This is a genomic window from Microtetraspora sp. NBRC 13810, from assembly GCF_030268685.1.
Taxonomy (GTDB): Bacteria; Actinomycetota; Actinomycetes; order Streptosporangiales; family Streptosporangiaceae; genus BSRQ01.
The window spans coordinates 317,724-340,862 of record NZ_BSRQ01000002.1 but is presented as its reverse complement, the minus strand read 5'-3'; the positions used below and the strand labels follow the sequence as shown (position 1 = coordinate 340,862).

Annotated in this window: 23 protein-coding genes; 9 read left to right on the top strand and 14 right to left on the bottom strand. The window is 72.8% G+C overall.

Annotation, left to right across the window (positions count from 1 at the left end; genetic code table 11):
• Positions 1-133: 133 nt before the first annotated feature.
• Positions 134-1,000, top strand: coding sequence for an SAM-dependent methyltransferase (locus QSK26_RS05275; RefSeq protein WP_285773824.1), 867 nt, complete (start codon positions 134-136; stop codon positions 998-1,000).
• Here the strand turns inward: QSK26_RS05275 and QSK26_RS05270 are convergent, their stop codons facing one another.
• The gene (locus QSK26_RS05270) at positions 1,001-1,657 is read right to left on the bottom strand and encodes a hypothetical protein (protein WP_285773823.1); all 657 of its coding nucleotides are present in this window, start codon (positions 1,655-1,657) and stop codon (positions 1,001-1,003) included.
• A 609-nt stretch (positions 1,658-2,266) separates the two neighbouring features.
• On the opposite strand from QSK26_RS05270, the gene QSK26_RS05265 reads away from it, so the two are divergent.
• Positions 2,267-3,142, top strand: a complete 876-nt coding sequence (locus tag QSK26_RS05265) for a lytic polysaccharide monooxygenase (protein ID WP_285773822.1) — start codon at positions 2,267-2,269, stop codon at positions 3,140-3,142.
• A gap of 60 nt (positions 3,143-3,202) precedes the next feature.
• The gene (locus QSK26_RS05260; RefSeq protein WP_285773821.1) at positions 3,203-3,823 is read left to right on the top strand and encodes a DUF305 domain-containing protein; all 621 of its coding nucleotides are present in this window, start codon (positions 3,203-3,205) and stop codon (positions 3,821-3,823) included.
• A 22-nt stretch (positions 3,824-3,845) separates the two neighbouring features.
• On the opposite strand, the gene QSK26_RS05255 is transcribed toward QSK26_RS05260, so the two are convergent.
• Positions 3,846-4,865, bottom strand: a complete 1,020-nt coding sequence (locus QSK26_RS05255) for an aldo/keto reductase (RefSeq protein ID WP_285773820.1) — start codon at positions 4,863-4,865, stop codon at positions 3,846-3,848.
• An 81-nt stretch (positions 4,866-4,946) separates the two neighbouring features.
• On the opposite strand from QSK26_RS05255, the gene QSK26_RS05250 reads away from it, so the two are divergent.
• The 3 genes from QSK26_RS05250 (at position 4,947) to QSK26_RS05240 (ending at position 7,974) form a co-directional block, all read left to right on the top strand.
• Positions 4,947-5,912, top strand: a complete 966-nt coding sequence (locus tag QSK26_RS05250; protein ID WP_285773819.1) for an AraC family transcriptional regulator — start codon at positions 4,947-4,949, stop codon at positions 5,910-5,912.
• Between the two features lie 304 nt (positions 5,913-6,216).
• The gene (locus QSK26_RS05245; RefSeq protein WP_285773818.1) at positions 6,217-6,678 is read left to right on the top strand and encodes a hypothetical protein; all 462 of its coding nucleotides are present in this window, start codon (positions 6,217-6,219) and stop codon (positions 6,676-6,678) included.
• Between the two features lie 327 nt (positions 6,679-7,005).
• Positions 7,006-7,974 (top strand): hypothetical protein, encoded by a 969-nt coding sequence (locus tag QSK26_RS05240; RefSeq protein ID WP_285773817.1) that lies wholly within the window; start codon positions 7,006-7,008, stop codon positions 7,972-7,974.
• A 142-nt stretch (positions 7,975-8,116) separates the two neighbouring features.
• On the opposite strand, the gene QSK26_RS05235 is transcribed toward QSK26_RS05240, so the two are convergent.
• The 11 genes from QSK26_RS05235 to rpmG all read right to left on the bottom strand — a co-directional run bounded on the left by QSK26_RS05235 (position 8,117) and on the right by rpmG (position 15,360).
• Positions 8,117-8,602, bottom strand: a complete 486-nt coding sequence (locus QSK26_RS05235) for an MSMEG_6728 family protein (protein WP_285773816.1) — start codon at positions 8,600-8,602, stop codon at positions 8,117-8,119.
• A 65-nt stretch (positions 8,603-8,667) separates the two neighbouring features.
• A complete protein-coding gene (locus QSK26_RS05230; protein ID WP_285773815.1) occupies positions 8,668-10,119 on the bottom strand; it encodes a PQQ-dependent sugar dehydrogenase in 1,452 nt (483 codons plus the stop codon).
• A 165-nt stretch (positions 10,120-10,284) separates the two neighbouring features.
• Positions 10,285-11,430 (bottom strand): LLM class flavin-dependent oxidoreductase, encoded by a 1,146-nt coding sequence (locus QSK26_RS05225; RefSeq protein WP_285773814.1) that lies wholly within the window; start codon positions 11,428-11,430, stop codon positions 10,285-10,287.
• 18 nt (positions 11,431-11,448) lie between these two features.
• Complete coding sequence (locus QSK26_RS05220) at positions 11,449-12,261, bottom strand: ABC transporter permease (RefSeq protein WP_285773813.1); 813 nt, start codon at positions 12,259-12,261, stop codon at positions 11,449-11,451.
• On the bottom strand, positions 12,258-13,271 hold the full coding sequence (locus tag QSK26_RS05215; RefSeq protein WP_285773812.1) for an aliphatic sulfonate ABC transporter substrate-binding protein: 1,014 nt from the start codon (positions 13,269-13,271) through the stop codon (positions 12,258-12,260). The genes QSK26_RS05220 and QSK26_RS05215 overlap by 4 nt, the downstream gene beginning before the upstream one ends.
• Entirely contained in the window at positions 13,268-14,065 is a 798-nt protein-coding gene (locus QSK26_RS05210; protein ID WP_285773811.1) for an ABC transporter ATP-binding protein, read from the bottom strand. Before QSK26_RS05210 ends, QSK26_RS05215 begins: the two co-directional genes overlap by 4 nt.
• 79 nt (positions 14,066-14,144) lie before the next feature.
• Positions 14,145-14,363, bottom strand: a complete 219-nt coding sequence (locus QSK26_RS05205; RefSeq protein WP_285773810.1) for a hypothetical protein — start codon at positions 14,361-14,363, stop codon at positions 14,145-14,147.
• 106 nt (positions 14,364-14,469) lie between these two features.
• The gene (gene rpmF, locus QSK26_RS05200; protein WP_285773809.1) at positions 14,470-14,634 is read right to left on the bottom strand and encodes a 50S ribosomal protein L32; all 165 of its coding nucleotides are present in this window, start codon (positions 14,632-14,634) and stop codon (positions 14,470-14,472) included.
• Between the two features lie 21 nt (positions 14,635-14,655).
• Positions 14,656-14,955 carry a 30S ribosomal protein S14 gene (gene rpsN, locus QSK26_RS05195; RefSeq protein ID WP_285773808.1) on the bottom strand — a complete coding sequence of 100 codons (300 nt, stop codon included), beginning with the start codon at positions 14,953-14,955 and terminating at the stop codon, positions 14,656-14,658.
• On the bottom strand, positions 14,955-15,191 hold the full coding sequence (rpmB, locus tag QSK26_RS05190; RefSeq protein ID WP_285773807.1) for a 50S ribosomal protein L28: 237 nt from the start codon (positions 15,189-15,191) through the stop codon (positions 14,955-14,957). Before rpmB ends, rpsN begins: the two co-directional genes overlap by 1 nt.
• A 4-nt stretch (positions 15,192-15,195) precedes the next feature.
• Positions 15,196-15,360: a 50S ribosomal protein L33 gene (rpmG, locus tag QSK26_RS05185; protein ID WP_285773806.1), complete on the bottom strand. Its 165-nt coding sequence runs from the start codon at positions 15,358-15,360 to the stop codon at positions 15,196-15,198.
• A 77-nt stretch (positions 15,361-15,437) separates the two neighbouring features.
• Here rpmG and QSK26_RS05180 point away from each other — a divergent pair, with 77 nt between their 5' ends.
• Positions 15,438-16,616, top strand: a complete 1,179-nt coding sequence (locus QSK26_RS05180) for a CobW family GTP-binding protein (RefSeq protein WP_285773805.1) — start codon at positions 15,438-15,440, stop codon at positions 16,614-16,616.
• Between the two features lie 112 nt (positions 16,617-16,728).
• Complete coding sequence (locus QSK26_RS05175) at positions 16,729-18,882, top strand: protein kinase domain-containing protein (RefSeq protein ID WP_285773804.1); 2,154 nt, start codon at positions 16,729-16,731, stop codon at positions 18,880-18,882.
• Between the two features lie 269 nt (positions 18,883-19,151).
• Here the strand turns inward: QSK26_RS05175 and QSK26_RS05170 are convergent, their stop codons facing one another.
• Positions 19,152-20,045 (bottom strand): M23 family metallopeptidase, encoded by an 894-nt coding sequence (locus QSK26_RS05170; RefSeq protein WP_285773803.1) that lies wholly within the window; start codon positions 20,043-20,045, stop codon positions 19,152-19,154.
• A gap of 150 nt (positions 20,046-20,195) precedes the next feature.
• Between QSK26_RS05170 and QSK26_RS05165 the strand changes: the two genes are divergently transcribed.
• A complete protein-coding gene (locus QSK26_RS05165) occupies positions 20,196-23,078 on the top strand; it encodes an AfsR/SARP family transcriptional regulator (protein ID WP_285773802.1) in 2,883 nt (960 codons plus the stop codon).
• Positions 23,079-23,139 lie beyond the last annotated feature (61 nt).

Here is a 23,139-nt window from a genome sequence, read left to right as displayed (position 1 = left end):
GAGGCCCGTCCTCCCGGTGGTGACGCGTCTCACCATCCACTTTTTCGGACGATACGTAAACAAAGTGTGGAGTGATTGAATACGATCTACAGAAGTTGGATCGTGGAACGATGCACCACCCCGAGGGAGCCCCATGTTCTCGCGAGCGCATGACCTGAGCTGGGGAGACGGCGGTGAAAGGCATGTTCCGGCCGGCCTGGACCTCAGCAGGCCGAGCAGCGCCCGGGTCTACGACTACATGCTGGGCGGCAAGGACCACTTCGCCGTCGACCGGGCGGCGGGCGAGCTCCTCAAGAAGAACATGGGGCCCGGCTGGGACAGCAGGCGCAACGGGCTGGACAACCGCGCGTTCCTGCGCAGGGTCGTCCGCTACCTGGTCCGCGAGGTGGGCATCCGTCAGTTCATCGACATCGGATCCGGCCTGCCCACCCTGGGCAACGTGCACGAGGTCGCCCAGGAGTCCGACCCCGGGGCGCGGGTGGTCTACGTGGACAACGACCCGATGGTCCTGGTGCACTGCCGGGCGCTGCTGGGCGACAGCCCGACCACCAAGATCATCTCCGCCGACCTCCGGCGGCCGGAGACGGTCCTCGACCATGAGGCCGTGCGGGGCTTCATCGACTTCGGGCAGCCGGTCGGTCTGCTGCTCTTCGCGATCGTGCACCACCTGCGCGACGACGAGCGGCCGGGCGACATCATGGCCGTGCTGCGGGACCGCCTGGCGCCGGGCAGCCACCTGGCCATCTCGCACTTCTTCAACCCCGGCGCCGAGCGCCCGGAGGTCGCCGCCAAGGTGCTGGCGGGCGAGCGGATCTTCAACGAGAAGCTGGGCACCGGCCGGTTCCGCCACCACGACGAGATCCTGCGGTACTTCGGGGACTTCGAGCCGGTCGAGCCCGGCCTGGTGATGCTGCCGGACTGGCGGCCGGACCCCGACACCGACCGTTCGATGTTCCCGGGCTACCACATGTTCGCCGGGGGAGTCGCCCGCAAGGGGTGATCAGGCGACGGGGCGTGGTTTCGGCCAGCCCATTTTGTCGATCAGCGCCAGCAGCGCGGTCGAGCGCGGGGCGTCCAGGATGAGGCAGCGGTTGAGGTCGGTGGCGAGCGTCCTGACGTCGGTGGCGGCGGACCTGTCCAGGGTGGCGATGGCGAGATGGCCGCCCCTGGCCGCCAGCCACAGGAACGGCGCGTACGGCCGGCACTCCAGCAGCAGGTCCACCTGGAACGCGACCGGCTCGGTGAGGGTGAGGGTGAGCTTCGCCAGCGGCACCTCCGGGTCGTTCCACACCGACCAGCGCAGCCGCCCGCTGAGCCGGTCGCCGACCGCGGCCACGCCGGAGGACTCGATGTCGGCGATGACGTCGGCGAGCAGCGGCGCGGCCCGCAGCACCCGCTCGTCCACGTGCAGGACGAACATCGCCTGGTCGTTCAGCGCGGCCAGGCCGGAGCCGTGCGCCGCGGTGGAGATCAGGCCCGCGCCCGCGGCCGGCACCGCGCCGGTCAGGAACCGCCGGCGGCTGGCGTCGAGCAGCCGCAACTCGTCCATCGCGCCGGCCTCGGGCCAGGGCGGATGTGCCGCCCGGGTGCCCGAGCCCGGTCTGGGCGGGGTCTCCCGCCGGGCGTCGTGCTCACTGGACCGTCCGTTGCGCTTCATCCATCACCTCACATGCCAGATGGCGGTATGACCGATTTTTGGGAATGTGTCGGTAAATTTGGTGCAGTGTATTGAATGCGCTGGTTCGTGGGGGATTTTGAATTGGAGGATAGTGATGAGCACGAGCTTAGCGGAGATTTGGCAAAATGCTGAAGCTTGCAGCCGTGCGTTATTCGGCCGCCCTGGCGTGATGGCGGTCCGGGAGTGTCATCGCAGGTGGAACGGGTTCACCTGGGGTCGGCTGTGGCTTTCCCGTGAATTCCGGCAATGGCGTCCGGGGTGGGCGGGCGGATGATATGGGGCGTGGCGGGGGTGGACGGTTTCCGCGCTGCGCGAATTCCTTCCGGAGGTGCCGGGCGGGTCGATCTGTCCGACATATCGGTCACACCCGACTCGGCCCGCCGTACCTGCCGCGGTGCTCGCCGTAGTCGCTGTCTCGCGAGCCTGCCGTACCCGCCGGATCCGTCGTGCCCGTGGCGGCGTGCCCCGGGGGCCGGATCCTGGAACCTGGGTCTTGTCGATTAATCCTTAGTAAGGTTTCCTATTTATTACGCGCGTCAGCGCGTCATGCCCGCCACCTCCGACCACCCCCCTAGGAGGAGAGTTTTCGTGCACCTGCGACACAAGGCGGCCATCGGGACCGCCGCCGTCCTCAGCCTCGGATCCGCGCTCGTGCTGTTGCCCGCCGGGCCGGCCGGGGCGCACGGCTCCATGTCGAACCCGCCCAGCCGGGCCTACGTGTGCAAGAACGAAGGACCGGAGACGCCCAAGTCCGCCGCCTGCAAGGCCGCCGTCGCGGCGGGTGGCACGCAGGCCCTCTACGACTGGCACGAGGTGTCCCGGCTGGACGCGGGCGGCCGGCACCGGGAGATCATCCCGGACGGCCAGCTCTGCTCGGGCGGCCGGGAGAAGTACCGCGGCCTGGACCTCGCCCGCACCGACTGGCCCGCCACGCGGGTCTCCTCCGGCCCGTTGACGATCACCTACCACGCCACCGCGCCGCACGCGAACAGCAACTTCGAGTTCTACATCACCAAGCAGAGCTGGAACCCCTCCCAGCCGCTGCGCTGGTCGGACCTGGAGCACATCAGGACCTTCAACAACCAGAATCCGACCACCTTCACCAACTGGACGATCAACCTGCCGCAGCGGAGCGGGCGCCAGCTCGTCTACTCGATCTGGCAGCGTGTCGTCGGCAGCGAGGAGGCGTTCTACACCTGCTCCGACGTGGACTTCGGCGGCGGGAACCCCACCAACCCCACCCCGACGCCCACGCCGACCCCCACCCCCACCCCGACACCCACGCCCACGCCCACTCCGACGCCGACCCCGCCGCAGCAGGGCGGCACCTGGTCCGCGGGCACGGCGTACGCGGCGGGCGCGCGGGTCACCTACGGCGGCGCGACCTACCAGTGCGTCCAGTCGCACACCGCGATCCCGGGCTGGGAGCCGCCGAACGTCCCCGCCCTCTGGCGTCGCGTCTGATCCCCGGGCCGGGCGTCCCCGGCCGCCCGGCCCGCATGTCCGGGAGAGAAGGAGCCTTCGATGAAGCGCGTGCCCGCGCTCGTGTGCGCCGTCCTGCTGCTCGCCGGTTGCGGCGGGCAGCCCACGCAGGTCACGCACGGATCGCAGCAGACACAGGGGTCGCATGAGTCGCATGACTCGCACGGGTCACACGGGGTGGACGCCGTGCGGGCCGGTGACGCGGGCTTCAACGCCGACGACGTGATGTTCCTGCAGATGATGGTGCCGCACAACGTCCAGGGCGTGGAGATCGTACGGCTGGCGCGAGAGCGCGAGGTCCGCCCGGAGGTCAGGGATCTGACCGAGGCCATCGCGACCACCCAGAAGGCCGAGAACGCGACCATGGCGGGCCTGCTGGAAAGCTGGAAGCAGCCGCCGACGGCGGCACCGGACGAGCACGCCGCGCACGGCGGCATGCCCGGGGTCGAGCCGGAGGAGATCGCGGTGATCGCCCGTTCCGCGCCCGCCGACTTCGAGGCCGGGCTGCTCAACATGCTGATCGCCCATCAGGACGACGCCGTCCAGCTCGCCAGGGCCGCGTCCGCCGGCGGGCGGAACGCCCAGGTCAGGGAGCTGGCCCGGCGGGTCGACGTCTCCCGCAGCGCCCAGATCGCGCAGATGCTCGCCCTGCTCGGCCAATGACCGGGAACCCGGCCGGTCCGCCTCAGGAGACCTGGGGGAACCGGCCGTGGTCGCCCTGGATCCAGCCGGGGTAGGTCGCCGGCCGCGCGCTCGCCCGGCCGAGCTCGTCGAGGTCCTGCGCCGTGAGCTCCAGGTCCACGGCCGTGAGGTTGTCGTCGAGCTGGCCGGGCCGCCTGGCCCCGACGATCACGCTGGTCACGCCCGGCTGGGCGAGCACCCAGGCGAGGGCGACACGGGCGACGCCGGTGTCGTGCCGGGCGGCGACCGCCCGCAGCGCGTCGATGATGTCGTAGACGTGCTCCCGGTCCACCGGCGGGAAGTCGGCCTTGGCGCGCCGGGCGTCGCTCTCCGCCACGCCGGTCCGGTCGAACTTGCCGGACAGCAGGCCGCCGGCGAGCGGGCTCCACACGAGCAGGCCGAGCCGCTGGTCCCGGACCAGCGGGAGGATCTCCTGCTCGATGTCCCGCCCGGCGAGCGAGTAATAGGACTGCAGCGCGCAGAACCGGGCGAAGCCGCGCCGCTCGGAGACGCCGAGGGCCTGCATCAGCTGCCAGGCGGCGAGGTTCGAGGCGCCGACGTAGCGGACCTTGCCCTGGCGCACCGCGTCGTCGAGCGCGGCGAGGGACTCCTCGAACGGCGTCAGCGGGTCGAAGTTGTGGATCTGGTAGAGATCGACGTGGTCGGTGTTCAGCCGGCGCAGGCTGTCCTCCAGCGACCGGGTCAGGTGCAGCCGGGACTGGCCGACCTGGTTCGGGCCGGGGCCCGTCCGCGCGGTCGCCTTGGTGGCCAGCACCACGTCGTCCCGGCGGGCGCCGAGCACCCGGCCCAGCAGCTCCTCCGACTCGCCCATGCCGTAGACGTCGGCGGTGTCGATGAGGTTGACCCCCTGGTCGAGGGCGGCGCCGACCAGCCGGTCCGTCTCCTTCTCGTCCAGGCCGCCCACCGTGTCCCAGGGCTGGACGCCACGCCCGCCGAAGGTCATCGCTCCGAGTGCGACCCGTGAGACGAATGCCCCAGTTGTACCAAGTTGTGCGTATTGCACCGTTATGTACCTTTCTATGGGTGACGCTCGCACGCTAACAACCGCACCGGGGAGCGATCCATGAGAGAGAGTCCGTCATCCATGCGCGATCGTCCGGACGACGCCGAGTCGCTGAACGACATCCTGACCCTGCTGAACATCCACGGCGCCAAGCCCTCCAGGTTCGAGGCCGGCGGATGCTGGGCCCTGCGGTTCGGGGCCTACCGGCACGTCAAGGTCGGCGCGCTCGTGTCCGGATCCTGCCGGATGGCCGTCGACGGCGTGCCGCCCGTGTGGCTGCGGGAACAGGACTGCTACCTGCTGTCGGGCGGCCGGCCGTACGAGGTCGCCGGTGACGAGACCACCCCCGCGGCCGACGGCCACGAGGTCTACGCCCGCTTCCCGACCTGGGACGTGCGGTACGGCACCGTGCCGGACGCGCCGGACCGGACCGTGCTCATCGGCGGCAGCATCTCCTTCGACGCGGTCACCGCCGAGCTGCTGCTGGGCAGCCTGCCGCCGATCGTCAAGGTGCCCGCCGGCAGCCCGCAGGCCCGTGCGCTGCGCCCGATGCTGCGGATGCTCGCCGAGGAGAACGCCACCGAACCGTTCGGCGCGGGCGTGATGACCGCCCGGCTGACCGAGATCATCTTCATTCAGGCGCTGCGCACGTATCTCGACGGCGAGGGGGTGCTGCCCGGCTGGCTCGGCGCGCTCCGGGATCCGCAGATCAGCGCCGTGCTGCGGGTGATGCACCGGGAGGCCGCCCGCCGGTGGACGGTCGCCGACCTCGCCGCGGCGGCCGGCATGTCCCGCTCCAGCTTCGCCGCGCGGTTCAAGGCGGCGGTGGGGCTGCCGCCGCTGGACTACCTCATGCACTGGCGGATGAGGTCGGCGGCCGAGGCGCTGCGGACCGGGCGGCGCACCGTCGCCTCCGTCGCCGCCGAGTCGGGGTACGCCTCGGAGAGCGCGTTCAGCAACGCGTTCAAGCGCGTCACCGGCCACCCGCCGGCGCACTACCGCGACCTGCCGCCGGCCCCGGCCGCCGAACCGGAGCCCCACGGTTAGGAGACCGGTAGGGGAGGCCGCCCGGCGTTTGCCGGAGCCTTACCGTACGGGCCGCCGCCGGGACGGGCGGACCGGGACGCCTTCCCGCCCGGCAGCGGGCGGTCACCCGGCGGCCCGCCGAAACAGGGGGTAAGCGCGCGGGCCGGTTTCTTTGCTACTCGCGGGTAACCAAGGGTGATCCCCGCTGATTAGCGTGGGAGACAGCGCCGCAGGACGCTCCTCCGAAGGCGCGCGGCGGCCCGACGGCCCGGGACACCTCCCGGGTTCGATCTGCAGGATTCACCGAACAGGGGAGTGAACCCCCATGCTCAGACAAGCCCTAGCCGCCGGTGTCGTCGCGGCGGCCACGCTGGTGACCTCGGACGCCGTCGCGCAGACCGCCGCGTCCGCCGCCCCGAACACGCCCTGCGCCGCAGGCTCGGCCGCCGCGCCGTGCGAGTGGCGCCGCGCGGGAGACCGGATCTGCCAGTACTGCAAGATCGAGGGAGAGTGGGTCTGGTCCGGCTGTCGCGGCCGGCTCAGCGACTATCCGTACCGCTCGGAGTTCGACTCGGGGGACGGCCCGGCCTTCGTCGAGGAGCGGCTGGACTGGCCGCGGTTTCCAGGCGTGCGACTGCGGGGCGAGGACGTGATCGGGGAGTACATGTACTCCGAGGCGATCAAGGCCAGGAGGGGCCCGCTCGTGATCAGGACGGGCAGGATCCCGGCCGGGTTCGGCTACGTCGAGAGCAGCCGGGTGTCGAAATGGTTCTCGACCCAGGAGTAAACCGCACGCATGGCCGCCGGGGCGGGCCCGTACCGGAGGCGGCCGTCCGCGCCGGGACGCCGGGCGGGCGCGCGGATTCCGGCGCGACCGGGCTCCGGCCGCCCCGCGAGGGCCGTTCGCGGGGCGTCCGGCCGGGGCGGGCTACGGCGGCGGTGGCTCGATCGCTCGTGTGGGATTCTTTGCTACTCATGGGTAACTAACGCCGAATCGGTCTGGTTAGCGTGGAAAGAGATCAAGCACCGTGCGGCGTCCCGCACGGGAGCGGTGCGGTGCTCTACCGGCCCGGGGCAGTGCCTCGGGGCCCGACCCGCAAGGGAGTGAACCCCCATGCTCAAGCGGACTCTCACCGCGACCACCATGACCACGGCCGCCCTACTGGGCGCCGGAGCCATGGCGACGCAGGCGGCCGCCGCCGCGAGCGCGTCGGAACCCGAGACCTCCTCGCTCTACCCGTGCGCAGCCACGGCCGGCGTGGGATGCGAACGGGTCGCTCCGCCCGATCCGGACGACGACGACGCGGCGGCGGCCAAGCCGCTGACGAGGGCGCAGGCCTTCAGCATCGGCGACCTGCTCGACCCGTTCGACATCATCGGCACGGTCACCAAGCCGGTCACCGACATCCTGGGCAAGATCCCGAAGGGACCCATCAATGTGCCGGCCCAGGTCCCGCCCGTCGTCCAGCCGGCCGAACCGATCAGGGTCATCGGCAAGGCCAAGCCCGCCGAGGCCGAGGCGGCTGCGGCCGCGGCCGCAGCCGCCGCCGCCGCGAAGTTCGAGTCCGAGCAGGCCAAGCGGAAGTTCGAGACCGAGGCGGCCCAGCGGGAGTTCGAGCTGGCCCAGTCTCAGCGGGAGTTCGAGGCGAGCAAGGCCAAGAGCGACTTCGAATCGGCCCAGGCCAAGAGGGAGCTGGAAGCGGCGAAGACCAAGAGCGACTTCGAGATGGCCCAGGCCAAGAAGAAGTTCGAGGCGGAGCAGGCCAAGCGGAAGTTCGAGTCGGAGCAGGCCGAGCGGGAGTTCAAGGCCGGCGCCGGCAAGACGGGGACCGCCGTCACCGTCACCGGCATCGGAACCACCGGCTCCGTCACCGCCGACACGGTCGCCGCCGTCACCGGCGAGCCCGCCCAGGTGACGACCGAGGGCGCCGAGCGCACCCAGGACGTCCAGCAGGCCGGCATCCAGCAGGCCGACGTCCAGCGCAGCGAGGACGAGCAGCAGCCCGTCAAGGCGATCGCCGACAAACAGGACAAGATGATGGCGGCCGTCGCGGACATGGTGAAGGAGCGCGTGTCCGAGTAGGCGGCCGGGCACTCCGCCCGGCCGAGGCGGTGCCCGCCGGCACGACCCGAGCCGTGACCGCCGGCGCATCGCAGGACCGCGTACCGGTCGCCCCGTGAGGAACCTCTCACGGGGCGACCGGCATGCCCGGGCAGGCCCCGGTTCAGTGGGTGAGCGGGCAGGTGGGCGGGCGGCCGGAGGAAGGCCAGACGTAGGGGAGGTCGTCCGGGACGCCGGCGAAGAAGGGGCCGTAGTGGGCGGGGTTCTTACGGAGCAGGGCCGAACGGTGGCTCAGGTGGAAGGCTTCGTCGCCGAGCCAGGGGGGAAGCTCGCCCGCGTCCGCCAGCCCGGCCTGTGACCGGACGGCCGTGACGCCGCAGGCGGCGGCGAGTTCCCCGGTCATCGTGGCGGCGCAGGTGTCCACCCGGTCCAGGGCCAGCCACGTCGCGCAGATCTCCAGGCCGTACCGGACCAGCGCCTCCTCATAGCCCGCCCACATGGCCACGACGGGATGGTGCCGCCAGCCGTACCCCCGGACGGTCAGCGCGCGCAGCACCTGGAGGGTCTCGACCCGCTGCTTGCCCAGCCGCAGCGGGTCCAGCACCTCGGCCGTCTCCCGGAACGAGGGATGCGGCAGGAACGTCTGCATCCGGTTCGCCTACCCGGTCATCCGCCGGGCAAAGATGCCGGGCAACCGGCCCCGGAGGCGGCGGGTCAGGTCGTGGTGCAGGTCACCGTGGACGGGGTGGCGTTGGTGCCGGTCCAGGTGGCGTTGAAGCTGGCCGTGGTGGTGCCGCCAGTGGCCAGGGAGCCGTTCCACGCCTCGTTCCTGACGGTCACGCTCGCACCGGTCTGGGTGTGCCTGCCGCCCCACATCTGGCTGATCGTCTGGCCGCCGGGGAAGGCGAAGGCCGCCGTCCAGGAGGCGGTGGCCGGGCCGGTGTTGCGGACCGTCAACTCGCCCTGGAAGCCGCCGGGCCACTGGTTGACGACCCGGTAGGACGCGGTGCACCCGGCCCCCGGCACGGTCGGGGTCACCGTGGGCGTCACGGTCGGCGTCACGGTGGGCGTCACGGTGGGAGTGGGGTCGGAGCCGTCCGGGGGGACGCGGATGATGCGGTCGTCGGCCGCCACGGGGCTGCCCCGGCCATCGCGGTTGCTGGTGGCGACCCAGAGCCAGCCGTCCGGGCCGACCGCGACCGCGCGCAGCCGGCCGTACGCGCCCTGGAACTCGGCGACCGGCGTGCCGGCGCCGCCGCTCGCGGTGACCGGGACCGTCCACAGCCGGGTGCCGCGCAGGGCGGCGGCGAACAGCGTGCCGTTGGCGTAGGCCAGGCCGCTGGGCGAGGACTCGGCGGTGGACCAGGTGACGACGGGATTGCGGAACTGGCCGCCGGAGCAGACGCCCTCGCAGGTCGGCCAGCCGTAGTTGCCGCCCGCCACGATCTGGTTGATCTCGTCCCAGGTGTTCTGGCCGAACTCGGTGGCGAACAGCCGTCCCTGGTCGTCCCAGGCGAGACCCTGCACGTTGCGGTGGCCGTAGCTGTAGACGAGGGAGTCGCCGAACGGGTTGCCCGGCGGGACGCCGCCGTCCGGGCGCATGCGCAGGATCTTGCCCGCCGGGGTGTTGAGGTTCTGCGCGTTGGCGGTGACGCCCGCGTCGCCGGTGGCGACGTAGAGCATGCCGTCGGGGCCGAAGGCGATCCGGCCGCCGTCGTGGAAGTTCGCCCGCGGGATGCCGGACAGCAGCACCTGCTGGGTCTGCGGCGCGGTCAGCCGGAACCGGACCACCCGGTTGTCCGAGGCGGTGGTGAAGTAGACGTAGACCCACTGGTCCTGCGCGTACGACGGGGAGACGGCGACGCCCAGCAGACCGCTCTCCCCGGCGGCGGAGACGCCGGGCACGGTCGCCGCGACCGTCGGGGTCGTACCGGGACGCACCCGCATGACGCGGGCGGTGTTCCGCTCGGTCACCAGGGCGCTGCCGTCGGGCAGGAACGCCATGGCCCACGGCACCTGGAGCCCGGTCACGGACACCTGGGCCCGGGTGAAGTCGAAGCCCCCGGTGAGGGCTCCCGCGGCGGGCGGCGAGGCGACGGCGAGCAGCACCGCCGCCAGCGTCGCGCACACTGTGACGATCAGAGCAGGGACGGAACGCTTCGGCATCGCGGACTCCTGGTCGGTGGGAGTGGGATCTCGGTCGCCTCCGTGTCCGGGCACCCTAGGCGTACCGTGCCGGGACCGGCAACGGGACCCGACTCCCACTCCTCCCTCCCCGTGCCCACGACCTGCCCGTTCAGCACATGGCCGGCCGGGCGGCCGGGGAAACTTTCACACCCCGGCGAACGGGACGGCCGCCTTGCCCGCCGCCCCGGTGCGCGTCGGGTGGGTCCACAGGCCGCGGCTCTCCAGGATCGGCAGCACGCCCTCGCCGAACCAGTAAGCCTCCTCCAGGTGCGGGTAGCCCGACAGCACGAACTCCGACAGCCCGAGCGCGGCGTACTCCGCGATCCGGTCCGCCACCTCCTGGTGGCTGCCGACCAGGGCGGTGCCCGCGCCGCCGCGCACCAGGCCGACGCCCGCCCACAGGTTGGGCGCGACGAGCAGGTCCGCGGTGCTGCCGCCGTGCAGGTCCAGCATGCGGCGCTGCCCCTCGGACTCGCTGCGCCGCAGGCCCTCCTGCACCTTGCGGATCGTCTCCGGGTCGATGCCCTGGAGCAGCCGGTCGGCCACCGCCCACGCCTCGTCGGCGGTGTCCCGGGTGATGATGTGCAGCCGGATGCCCGACCTGAGGGTACGGCCCTGCTCGACGGCCAGCTTGTTGATCCAGTCGAGTTTCGTGGCCACCGCGGCGGGCGGCTCGCCCCAGGTGAGGTACACGTCGGAGTGCCGGGCCGCGACCGGGCCCGCCGGGCCGGAGGAGCCGCCGAAGTAGATCGGCGGCAGCGGGTCCGGCACCCGCGGGATCGTGGCCCCCTCGACCTGGAGGTGCTTGCCCTCGAAGGTCACCGGCTCGCCCGCCCACAGCCCGCGCACGATGTGCAGGAACTCGTCGGTCCGCTCGTAGCGGGCGGCCTTGTCCAGGAAGTCGCCGTAGCCGCGCTGCTCGTGCGGCTCGCCGCCGGTGACCACGTTGAGCAGCAGCCGGCCCCGCGAGTGCCACTGGTAGGTCGCCGACATCTGGGCGGCCAGCGTCGGGCTGATCAGGCCAGGCCGGAAGGCGATCAGGAACTTCAGCCGCTCGGTGGACTCCACCAGCATCGCCGTGGTCAGCCAGGCGTCCTCGCACCACGCGCCCGCCGGGGTCAACGCCCCCACGAAACCCAGGTCCTCGGCGGCACGGGCGATCTGGCCGAGATATCCGAGCGTCGCCGGCCGGTCGCCGGAGGCGGTGCCGGCGGCGAGGCCGTGCCCGCCGCCCACGATGTACCGGCTGTCGCCGTAGGTGGGCAGGAACCAGTGGAAGGTCAAACTCATCGGGACGTACTCCTCACATCAGGAATGGGTGCGCAGGACACGCCGCTCGACCAGGCCGAGCAGCACGTCGCAGGTCTTGCCGAGCGCGGCCAGCAGCAGGATCGCCAGCAGGAGGATGTCCGTCCTGCCGGTGTTCTGGCTGTCGGTCAGCAGGAAGCCGAGTCCCATCGACGACGCGATGAGCTCGGCGGCGACCAGGAACAGCCAGCCCTGGGCCAGACCGAGGCGCAGGCCGGAGAAGATGGACGGCGCCACGCCCGGCAGCATGATCCGGCCGAGCAGCGAGGCGCCGCGCAGGCCGTACGCCCTGCCGAGCTCCACGAGGTGCGGGTCGGTGTGCGCGAGGGCGGCGGACAGCGTGGTGTAGACCGGGAAGAAGCTGCCGATCGCGACCAGTGTGATCTTGGGGCCTTCGCCGATGCCGAGCCACAGCACCAGCAGCGGCACCCAGGCCAGCGACGGCACGGCGCGCAGCGCGGCGATGCTCGGCGCGAGCAGTGTGCGGACCGTGGCCGACAGGCCGACCAGCGCGCCGAGCGCGAACCCGAGCGCGGAGCCGGCGGCGAAGCCGATGAGCACCCGCTGCACGCTGATCGCGATGTGCTGCCAGAGCAGCCCGCCGTCCACCAGTTCGCCCAGCGCCTGCGCCACCGACAGCGGCGGCGGGAGCTGCGCCACGGAGTAGACGCCCGTGGACGCCGCCGCCTGCCAGGCGGCCAGCAGCGCCACCGGCAGCACCAGCCCGCCGGCGACGGTGATCAGCCGCCGCCGCGAGGCGGGTCTCCCGGCGGCGGGACGGGCGGCCGGGCGGGCGGTGGTGACGGTGCTCATCGCCCGGCCGCCTCCTGCGCGAACTTCGGCTCGAACAGCCCGTCGAGCGCCGTGGTGGCGTCCTGCTCGGTCCTGACCTGCTTCTCGTCCACCATCGTGGGCAGGATCCGCTCCAGCACCGCGCGCTGGTCGGCGCCGGGGACCGGGCTGATGTTCACGTCGGTCCGCTCGCTCAGCACCAGCTTGGCCACCTCGGTGGACACCTTGGACTCCTTGGCCAGCAGGGCGACCGCCTGGTCCGGGTTCTGGCCGATCCACTCCCTGGCCCGCTCGTAGGCGTTCACCGTGGCCTGCACCAGGTCGGGGTGCTCGGCGATGAACGCCTCCCTGGCGTTGAGCACGCCGTAGGAGGAGAAGTCGCGGTTGCGGTAGAGCAGCCTGGACCCGGAGTCGAGCTGGCTCTGCGCCATCATCGGGTCCAGCCCGGCCCACGCGTCCACGTCGCCGCGTTCCATGGCGGTCTTGCCGTCGGCGTGCTGGAGGTTGATCACCTCGACGTCGGTGCCGCTCAGCCCGGCCGCGTGCAGTGCCTGGAGCAGGAAGAAGTAGGCGTCGGTGCCCTTGGTGGCCGCGATCTTCTTGCCCTTGAGCTGCTTGACGTCGGTCAGCGGAGAGTCCTTGGGGACGACGAGCGCGACCCACTCGGGGCGGCTGTAGACGTCCACGATCTTGATCGGCGTGCCGTTCGCCCGTGCCTGGAACGAGGCCGCGCCGGCCGTGGAGCCCAGGTCGATGACGTCGCTGCGCAGGTTCTCGTTGGCCTTGTTGCTCCCGGCGGACAGCGTCCAGGTGACCTTGACGCCCTTGGCGGCGAGCTCCTGCTCCAGCCACTTCTGGTCCCGGACGACCAGGCTCTCCGGGTTGTAGTAGGCGTAGTCGAGGCGCAACTCCGTGCCGCCCTGCCCGGCGGCCGAGGCGGGACGGCCCGAGGAGTCCTCCCCGCTGACGCATCCGGCGGCCGTCATGGTGAGCAGTGCCAGGCCGAGCGCCAGTGCGATCCGGCGGGTCATACGACGGTCTCCTTCGGTGCGGGGGTGGTGCGCTGTGGCACGCCGAGGCGGGTGAGCAGGTCGTCGCGGAGGAGGGCGGCGTCGGCCGGGTCGAGCTCGCCGGGCACGTGGACGGTCGCGGCCACCGTGGTGCCCGGCGCGCCGCCGGGCTCGGCGGCGAGCAGGACGATCCGGTCGGCGAGTCGCAGGGCCTCGTCCACGTCGTGGGTGACCAGCAGGATCGTCGTGCCGGCCCGGCGCTGCACCTCTTCGACGAGGTTCTGCATCCGCAGCCGGGTCAGCGCGTCCAGCGCGGCGAAGGGCTCGTCGAGCAGCAGCACGCCGGGCCGCCGGGCCAGGGCGCGGGCGAGAGCCGTACGCTGCGCCATGCCGCCGGACACCTGGCGGGGGCGGTGCCCTTCGAAGCGTTCCAGTTCCACGACGCCGAGCCAGTGCCTGGCCTGCGCCGCCCGCTCCGAGCGGGGCAGGTCGCGGGGCAGGCCGAGGGCGACGTTGGCCGCGAGGGTACGCCAGGGCAGCAGCCGGGGCTCCTGGAAGACGACGGCGCATCGCGGGTCGATGCCGGTGACCTCGGCCCCGTCGACCTTGACCGAGCCCGAGGTGGCGTGGTCCAGCCCGCCGACCAGGCGCAGCAGGGTGGACTTGCCGCACCCGGAGGCGCCGAGCAGGGCCACCACCTCGCCCGGCGCGACCTCCAGGTCGATGTCCCGCAGGACCACGTGCGCACCGAATGCGCGCCCCACATCGCTCAGGGAGACGCCCGCGGGCGCGATCCCGGCGATATGCGGGCTCAACTGACCTCCACTCACGATTTCCGACCATAACCTACTATTCCGACACTTTAAAGTGGGAATATGACCGGAAGTCGGGTGGCTACCTCTGGAGCAGGCGGCGCTTCTCGGCCTCCAGCACCTCGATCAAGGCGTTCTGCTCCTCCATCCTGGTGATCTCCGCTCCCGCGTCCCCGGAGTCCTTGACGTCGTCGAAGGCGCGCTCGCCGAGCTCGTCCCGCAGCACCGCCAGCCGCTCGTCGATCTCCCGCAGCCGCTCGCGGATCTCACCCTCGCCCTGTCCCTCGTCCTGTGTGGTCATCGCACCTTTCCCCCTCTCTCGGACACAGCCGTCCCTTACCCTGCGGGGTGCCCTATTCACGGCGCCGGGACCGGCGCCCGCCGGGCGGGCGCCGGTCCTCGCGCGATCACGGGGTGAGGAGGCCCCGCCGGTAGGCGCGGACGAGCCGCCGGGGGACCGGCAGCTCGCGGCCGTCCACCGTGACGGGGACGAGGCCGGGCCGGGCCGCCTTCCACCGGGCGCGCCGGCTTCGGGTGTTGCTACGCGAGGTCCTGCCTTTGGGGACCGCCATCGGTGCTGCCCTCCTTTCTGGTCACCAGCTCGACTTGGTCACGCCGGGCAGCTCGCCCCGGTGGGCCATCTCCCGGAAGCGCACCCTGGACAGGCCGAACGCGCGCAGGTGGCCGCGGGGGCGGCCGTCCACGGCGTCCCGGTTGCGCACCCGGGTGGCGCTGGCGTCACGCGGCTGGCGGCTCAGCGCCCGCACGGCCGCCGCCCGCTCCGCCGGGTCGCCGGTCCTGACGATCTCCTTCAGCTCGGCCCGGCGCTCCGCGTGCCGGGCCACGACCGCCCTGCGCCGCTCGTTGGCGGCGATCTTGCTCTTCTTGGCCATCAGACCTTCTCCCCCCGGGCCCGGATGCGCGCCACGGCCGCCTCCACGCCGATCCGGTCCACGGTCCTGATCGCCCGGGCGCTGAGCCGGAGCCGGACGAAACGGCCCTCGGAGGGCAGCCAGTAACGCCGGTGCTGGAGGTTGGGGCTCCACCGGCGGCGGGTCCGCCGGTGGGAGTGCGAGACGTTGTTGCCGAACACCGGGGTCGTCCCGGTGAGCTGGCAGTGGGCGGACAAGGGGTCAGCGCTCCTCTCGGAACGTCACGTGCCGGCGCACGATCGGGTCGTACTTGCGCAGGGTCAGCCGGTCGGGGTCGTTCCGCCGGTTCTTGCGGGTCACGTAGGTGTAGCCGGTGCCCGCGGTCGATCGCAGCTTGACGACCGGTCTCAGCTCGTTTCTGGCCACGTGGGTCAGCTCCCTTCGGGGTTGCGTGGGTATGCCATGATAGCGATAACCGTTTTCATTTGCGAAAGGGAGACCTCGTGTCCGTTCCCGTCGTCCTCGTCTCCGGCCTGCACGCGCCCGCCCGCGGCGCGGTGGTCCGCCGCCTGCTCAGGGAGCACCCCGGCGCGATCGCCATCCACCACGACCTGCGCGACGTGACCCGCGGGAAGGTGGAGCGCGTGGTCCGCGCCGCCACCGGCGTCCTGGACATCGACGAGGTACGGCTGGCGCACGGCTGCGTCTCGTGCACCATCCGCGAGGACCTCGTGCCCGAGTTGCTCCGCCGCGCCGGCACCGCGTCCCTGCTGATCGCCGACCTGTGGGACTCCGTCGAGCCGCGCTCGGTCGCCGAGGCGCTGGACGGCGTCCCCGACGGGGCGCCGGAGAGCGCCGCCGGGGCGTTCCGGCTGACCGCGGTGCTGACCGCGCTGGACAGCGTGCACATGCCCGCCGACATCTGCCGCGGCGACCTGCTGTCCGACGCGGGCAAACCGGCCGCCGCCGGCGACGGGCGCTACGTCGCCGAGGTGCTGGCCAGGCAGATCGAGTACGCCACCGGCCTGGTCGTCGAACGCGGACTCGGCGACGACGAGGACGTCGAGCTGACCGTCACCGTGCTCGGCCACCTCGCCCCGGTCACCCCCACGGTCCTGCCCGGCCATGCCCTCCCCGACGTCGCGGGACCCGGCCTGTGCACCGGCGAGCTGGCCGCCCGCGTCGACCCGGCCACCGCCCGGCTCCCCGTCGACCGCGAGACCGGCGAGATCGGCACCGTCGTGTGGCACCGGCTCCGCCCGCTGCACCCCGGCCGGCTGTACGAGGCGGTGGACGAGCTGGTCACCGGCTCGGTGCGCAGCCGCGGCCGGTTCTGGCTGGCCAACCGGCACGAGCGCATGCTCGCCTGGGACGCGGTCGCCGGCGTCATCTCCATGGAGGACGCGGGCCCGTGGCTGGCCGCGCTGCCCGAGGCCGCCTGGGAGATGGTCACCCCCGCCCGCCGCGCCGCCGCCGCCCTCGACTGGGCCCCCGCCGTCGGCGACCGCGTCCAGCACCTCGTCTTCACCGGCCCCGACCTGGACCGCCGCCGCATCCACGACCTCCTCGACTCCTGCCTGCTCACCCCGGAGGAAAGCGTCGCCGGTTCGGACGTGTGGGCCGGTTTCGACGACCCCTTCGCCCCGTTGCTCGACCGTGCGGAGACGAAGGAGACCGCGTGACCGGCGGACCCGGCGGACCCGGCGGACCCGGCGGATAAGCTTCGCGAAGCGCTCTTTTCTGGGCCGCCGTGGGTGTGTGGGTGGTGGGGGCCGCCGCGGGTGGGAGGTTGGGGTGGGTGTCAGCGCCTTACGTTCCGGGGATCCGGAGCGGGTGGGGCCGTACCGGATTCTCGGGCGGCTGGGGCAGGGCGGGCAGGGGGTCGTCTTCCTCGGGGTGCGCGCAGGGGAGGAGGCCGGCGAGCGGGTGGCGGTGAAGATGCTGCACGCCACGCACGCGGAGCGGCCCGAGGCGCGGGCCAGGTTCCGGCGGGAGATCGAGGTCGCGCGGCAGATCGCGGAGTTCTGCACCGCCCGGGTGCTGGACGTGGGGGAGGCGGGTGACTCGCTCTACGTGGTGAGCGAGTTCATCGAGGGCGTCTCCCTCCAGCACGGCGTCGAGCGGGACGGCCCGCGCACCGGCACCCCGTTGCAGCGCATCGCGGTCGGCACGGTCACCGCGCTCGCGGCCATCCACCAGGCGGGCATCGTGCACCGCGACTTCAAGCCGGGCAACGTGCTCCTCGGCCCGGACGGCCCGCGGGTCATCGACTTCGGCATCTCCCGCGCGCTGGACGCCTCCGCCGTGCAGACGACCGGCGGCGCGTTCGGCACCCCGACGTACATGGCGCCGGAGCAGATCGACGGGCCCGGCGTCGGCCCCGCCGCCGACGTCTTCGCCTGGGCCGGCACCATGGTCTTCGCCGCGACGGGCCGGCCCGCGTTCGGCGAGGACAGCGTGCCCGCGATCCTGCACCGGGTGCTGTCCGCCGAGCCCGACCTGTCCGGTGTGCCGGACACCCTGCGCCCTCTCCTCGCCGCCTGCCTCGCCAAGGACCCCGGCGCCCGGCCGACCGCCCCTGACCTCCTCCTCCGGCTCATCACCCACACCCCGCCACCCCCTGCCCTCCCCGTATCCCCGGCGCCTCCTCCCCAGCAGGCGCCTCGCCGGGACCGGGGTGGGGACACCGCGCCGCCCGCCGTGGCCGGGCCCGGATGGAACGTGCCAGGCGCGGCCGTCACGGTGCCGCCGCGGGCCGGTGGGCGGCGGTTGCGCCGGCGGGTGTACGTCGCGCTCGGCGCGGGGGTGGGGGCGGTCGTCGTGGCGGGCGCCGTCGTGCTGCCGCCCCTGCTGGACTCGCGGGGGGAACCGGATACGCGGGGGGAACCGGTCAGCCGGCCGTCCGCCGAGCTCACGCCCGCCGCCGGCACCCCGCCCACGGCCGGACCCCCGCCCGGCCCCACGCCGCTCGCCCTGCCGACCACACCGCCCGTGCGGGCCGGCGGGCAGACGGGCCGGGCGGTGGCCGTGCTGAGGGGCCACACCGACGACGCGCAGTCGGTCGCCACGGCCCACGTCGGCGGCCGGACGGTGATCGTCTCGGGCGCCAACGACCGTACGGTGCGGCTCTGGGACCTCACCTCGCGCAGGGCGCTCGGCACGCTGACCGGTCACACCAACTGGGTACGGCAGGTCGCCACGACCGAGATCGACGGCAGGCCGGTCGCCGTCTCGGTAGGCGACGACAGGACGCTGCGCGTGTGGGACCTCACCACCCGCAGGGCGCTCGGCAGGCCGATCACCACGTCGGAGTCGCTTTTCTCGGTGGACACCGCGATCCTGGACGGCAGGCCGGTCGCGATCGCCGGCGGCGGCGAGGGCAGGCTGTGGGTGTGGGACCTCGGCACCCGGAAGCGGGTCGGCGAGGCCCGCCGGGCGCACAACGGCGCGATCTTCGACCTGGCGGTGGCCGAGACGGGCGGCGCGCCGGCGGTGTTCACCGCGGGCCAGGACGGCCAGGTGCGCATGTGGCGGCTCGACGGCGGGGAGAACGACGGGCAGACGGTCACCACCCACGACGCGCAGGTCTCGGCCGTGACCACCGCCGAGCTGGACGGCTCGCTCGCCGTGCTGTCCGCGGGCGCCGACCAGGTCATCAAGGTGGAGGACCCGCTCTCCGGCGGCGAGGTCCGCGCCCCGATCAGGGGCCACACGGGATGGATCTACACCCTGGCCGTCACCCGGATCGGCGAGGGCGTCGCCGTGGTCTCCGGCGGCAACGACGGCACCGCCCGGGTGACCGACCTCGCCACCCGCAAGCTCGTCGGCCGCCCTTTCGCCGCCCACGACCACAACGTCTTCGGCGCCGCCGTCGCCGAGGACGGCGACCGCCTCCTCGCCGTCACCGCCGGCGGCGAGGACAACATCCGCATCTGGCGCCTCACCTGACCACAGGCCCGGAACGCGTCACCTGAGGCCGGGCCGCAAGCCCGAGGCCGGTCCGCGGACCTGAGAACGGGCCGGAGACCTGAGGCCGGTCCCGGGCATCTGAGCGGTCCCGGAGACCTGAGCCGGTCCCGGAGACCTGAGGCCGGTCCCGGAGACCTGAGGTCGGTCCCGGGGGCCTGAGGGTTGGGCCGGGGGCCTGAGGGTTGGGCCGGAAGCGGAGCGGGCCGCTCCCCCGGGGAGGGGGAGCGGCCGTGGGGGACGGGCGGGGATCAGCTGCCGCAGTGTTCGAAGGGGCTGTCGTAGACGCCGGAGCCGGCCCGGCCGCCCCACTTGACGCACTTGTTGGCGGCGGCGGCTCTCACCGGCCCTGCGTAGTAGGCGAAGTTGCCGCTGTCGGTGATCCGGGCCGAGCCTTGGACCTCCAGATAGGCGGTCGTGGCGGTGGCGGTGCCGACCGAGGTGCTCTTCATGGTGGCGACGCAGTTGCTGGAGCCGTTCCACAGCAGGTAGACGGTGCCGGCGGAGCCCAGAGCGGCCTGGTCGATCACGTCGTAGCCGCTGCCGCAGACCTCCTGCGGGGTGTACGGGTTCGGGGTGCCGCCGCCGGAGCAGGAGTTGCGCGACGTCAGCGTCTGGTTCGGGTACCCGAAGGTGGTGCCGTTGAAGACGGCCCGGGTGATGTTGGCCGGGTAGGCGGCGGTTCCCGACCGCACCTCGTAGTGCAGGTGGGGTGAGATGTTGTTGCCCGGCGAGCTGCTGTTGCCGACTTCGCCGATCTTCTGGCCCTGGGCCACCGACTGGCCGGCGCTGACCGAGCGGACCCGCAGGTGGGCGTAGTAGGTCGAGTAGCCGCTGCCGTGGTTGATCTTGACGAGGTTGCCGTAGCCGTTGGTCGAGCCCTGATGCGCCGAGATCTCCACGGTGCCGGAGGCGGCCGCCACCACGGTGTCGCCCAGGTCGGCGTCAGCGGTGCCGCCCCGGTTGAAGTCGATCTCGTAGGACCGGTGGGCGCTGCTCGCGCTGGAGTTGCCGGTCCACGACTGGTTGCAGGGGAAGGGGAGTTGGAAGTTGGTCGCCGCGGACGCACCCGGCGCGGTGACGATGCTGCTGGTGAGGCCGAACAGCAGAGCCAGCCCCGCCGTGACGAGCGCTCTGAGCTTCATCAGGTCCCTTTCTCGTCTCACTCACGTTGGGCCCCCGTTGGCCAACAGCGTCCGGATAAGTCATATAAATAGCGTCCAAAACAGATATAAACGCCGTACGACATGAGTCACTATCACCGGTAAAACCCCACCCTCTTAAGGAGAGCGGGCATGGTGGTTGATCGGCCGACATTCAACGTCCTCGGGCCACTCCAGGTCCGGTCCACCGCACACCTCGGCGGGACGAAGCCGCGCATGTTGCTGGCCACGCTCCTGCTCAACGCCAACAGTCAGGTCAGTGTGGACGTCCTCGTCGAGGCGCTCTGGCCGGCGAACCCCCCGCGTTCCGCCGTCGCCAACGTGCGCACCTATGCCAGCGCGCTGCGTGGCGCGTTCGCCGCGGCGGGGGTGGAGGCGGGGGTGCTCACCGGCCAGTCCGGGTACACGATCGAACTGCCGCCTGAGCAGCTCGACCTGCTGGTCTTCCAGCGGCTGACCGCCGAGGCCAGACGGGACGGCGGGCCGGAGGCGCTCGGCCTGTTCGAGCGGGCGCTCGCCCTGTGGCGCGGCGCCCCGCTGGCCGACCTGCCGGGCAGCGCCCTGTGGGACGCCCGGCTGCAACCCCTGGCCGAGGCCCGGCTGGCGGCGGCCGAAGACCTCGTCGCGCTGCTGATGGCACGCGGGCGGCACTCCGAGGCGATCGCCGAGTTACGCGGGTTACTGGTCGAGCATCCGTTCCGGGAAGGCTTGTGGCGGCGGCTCATGCTCGCCCTGCATCACAGCGGACGCCAGGCAGAAGCGCTCCTCGCCTACGCCACGATCAGGGAACGCCTCGTCGCCGAACTCGGCGTCGAACCCGGCCCCGGCCTCCGCGAAGCCCACACCACCATCCTCACCGGGACCCCCCATCCCGGAAACGGCCAGGCCGCCTCCCGCCCACACGATCCGGACGGCGGGCCCGTCCCCCTCCCGTACGTGGCCGACGGCTGGCGGGTGCCCTACCAGCTACCGGCGGACGTGCCGGACTTCACCGGCCGCGCGGAGATCGTCGCCCTGCTGACCGAGGCGCTGGTGGATCGGCCGGGGGAGGGGACGCCCGTGGTGGCCGTCGTGACGGGGCCCCCGGGGGTGGGCAAGTCGGCGCTCGCGGTGCACTGCGCGCACGCCGTACGGCCGGCGTACCGGGACGGGCAGCTCTACCTGGACCTGGGCGGGACCACGGCGGCGCCGCCCGATCCCGGCGACCTGCTGGCCGAGGCGCTGCGGTCGCTGGGGGCCGGGGCGGGCATGCCGGACGGGGTGCGGGAGCGGTCGGCGCTCTACCGGTCGCTGCTCGCGGACCGGCAGTTGCTGGTGCTGCTCGACGACGCGGCGAGCGCCGGGCAGGTGGAGCCGCTGCTGCCGGGCAGCGGCTGCGCGGTGCTGGTGACCAGCCGCAGGAGGATCACCGAGCTGCCCGCGACGGTCCGCGTGGCGCTGGCGCCGATGCCTCCCTCCGAGGCCGGGGAGTTGCTGGGCAGGGTGGCCGGGGCCGGGCGGCTGGCGGGGGAGGAGGAGGCGGTCGCGGACATCCTGCGCGCCTGCGGGCACCTGCCGCTGGCGATCAGGGTCGCGGGGGCCAGGCTGGCGGCCCGGCCGGGCTGGTCGGCGCGGACGCTGGCCTGCCGGCTGGCCGAGGAGCCGGGACGGCTCGCCGAGCTGCGGGCGGGCGACCTGGAGGTGCGGGCCAGGTTCGAGTCGAGCTTCCGGCTGCTTCCCGAGGACCCGGCCCGCACGCTCGACCTGCTGGGCCACCTCGGCGAGTCCTTCCCCGGCTGGGTGATCGGCGCGGCGCTGGGCGGTCACGGCGGCGAGCAGGTGGCGGACGCCCTGGTGGACGCGCACCTGCTGGAACCGGTCGCCGAGAACGGCCTGCTCCGCTACCGGCTGCACGGCCTGACCCGCTCGGTGGCCAGGGAACGGGTGGACCCGGGCACGGCCGTCCCGGCGCTGGCCCGGGTGCTCGGCGCGTGGCTGGCGAACGCCGAGCACGCGATGGCCCGATTACCCACCCAGGTCTTCAGCCTCGTGTCGGCGACCGCACCGCGCTGGGAACCCGCCAGGGCCGCCGCGGGCGACCTGATCGCCGACCCGCTGGCCTGGTTCGACGCCGAACGGGACGCGCTGGCCGAGGCCGTACGGCTGGCCGCGACGGCCGGGATGGCCGACTCAGCCTGGGGCCTGGCCGCGGCCCTCGTGCCCTACTACGACCTGCGCTCCCACCACGACGCCTGGCGGCGGACGCACACGGTCGCCCTGGGCGCGGTGCGCAGGGCGGGGGACCGGTACGGCGAGGCGGCCCTGCTGCGCGGCCTGGCCCAGCTCTCCCTCTACCAGGACGACTACGCCGAGTCGGGCAGGATGTTCCTCAAGTCCCACATGATCTTCCGGGAGCTGGGCGACCGGCGCGGCGAGGCGATCGCGATCTGCGGGCGCGGCGCGGTCAGCCAGTTCCTGGGACGGCACGTGGAGGCGCTCGGGTTCTTCCGCCAGGCGCTCGGCATGTTCGTGGCCGGCGGCGACACGGTGGGGGAGGCGTTCGCCCGGCAGGCGCTGGGCCGGGTGTGCCTGGAGTCGGGCGACCTGCCCGCCGCGTTCCGCTGGCTGCGTGAGGCGTTGCGGCTGGCCAGGGAGCTGGGCGACCGGCACAGGGAGGCGTGCGTGTGCACGCAGTTCGGGCGGCTGCACCACATGGGCGACGACGCGCGGCGGGCGATGCGCTTCCAGGGGCAGGCGCTGGAGATCTTCGAGGATCTCGGGGACAGCCACTGCGCGGCGTACGCGCTGCGCAATCTCGGCAGGCTCCAGGCTGAGCGGGGGCGGCGGGGGCACGCCTCGGTGCAACTGGAGCGATCACTGACGATCTTCCGGCGGCTCGGCGACCGCCTCGGCGAGGCCAGCACCACCCAGATGCTCGGCGAACTCCACCGCGAGGCCGGCGACACCGCGCTGGCCCGGAACTACTTACGGCACGCGCTCACATTGCGAAGGGAACTCCAGACCAGCCGGCTGTGAATTCGCGGTAATTCTCCCGGCGACGACCGAAGCAGGAAATTGTCGATCACAGATCGCCCTC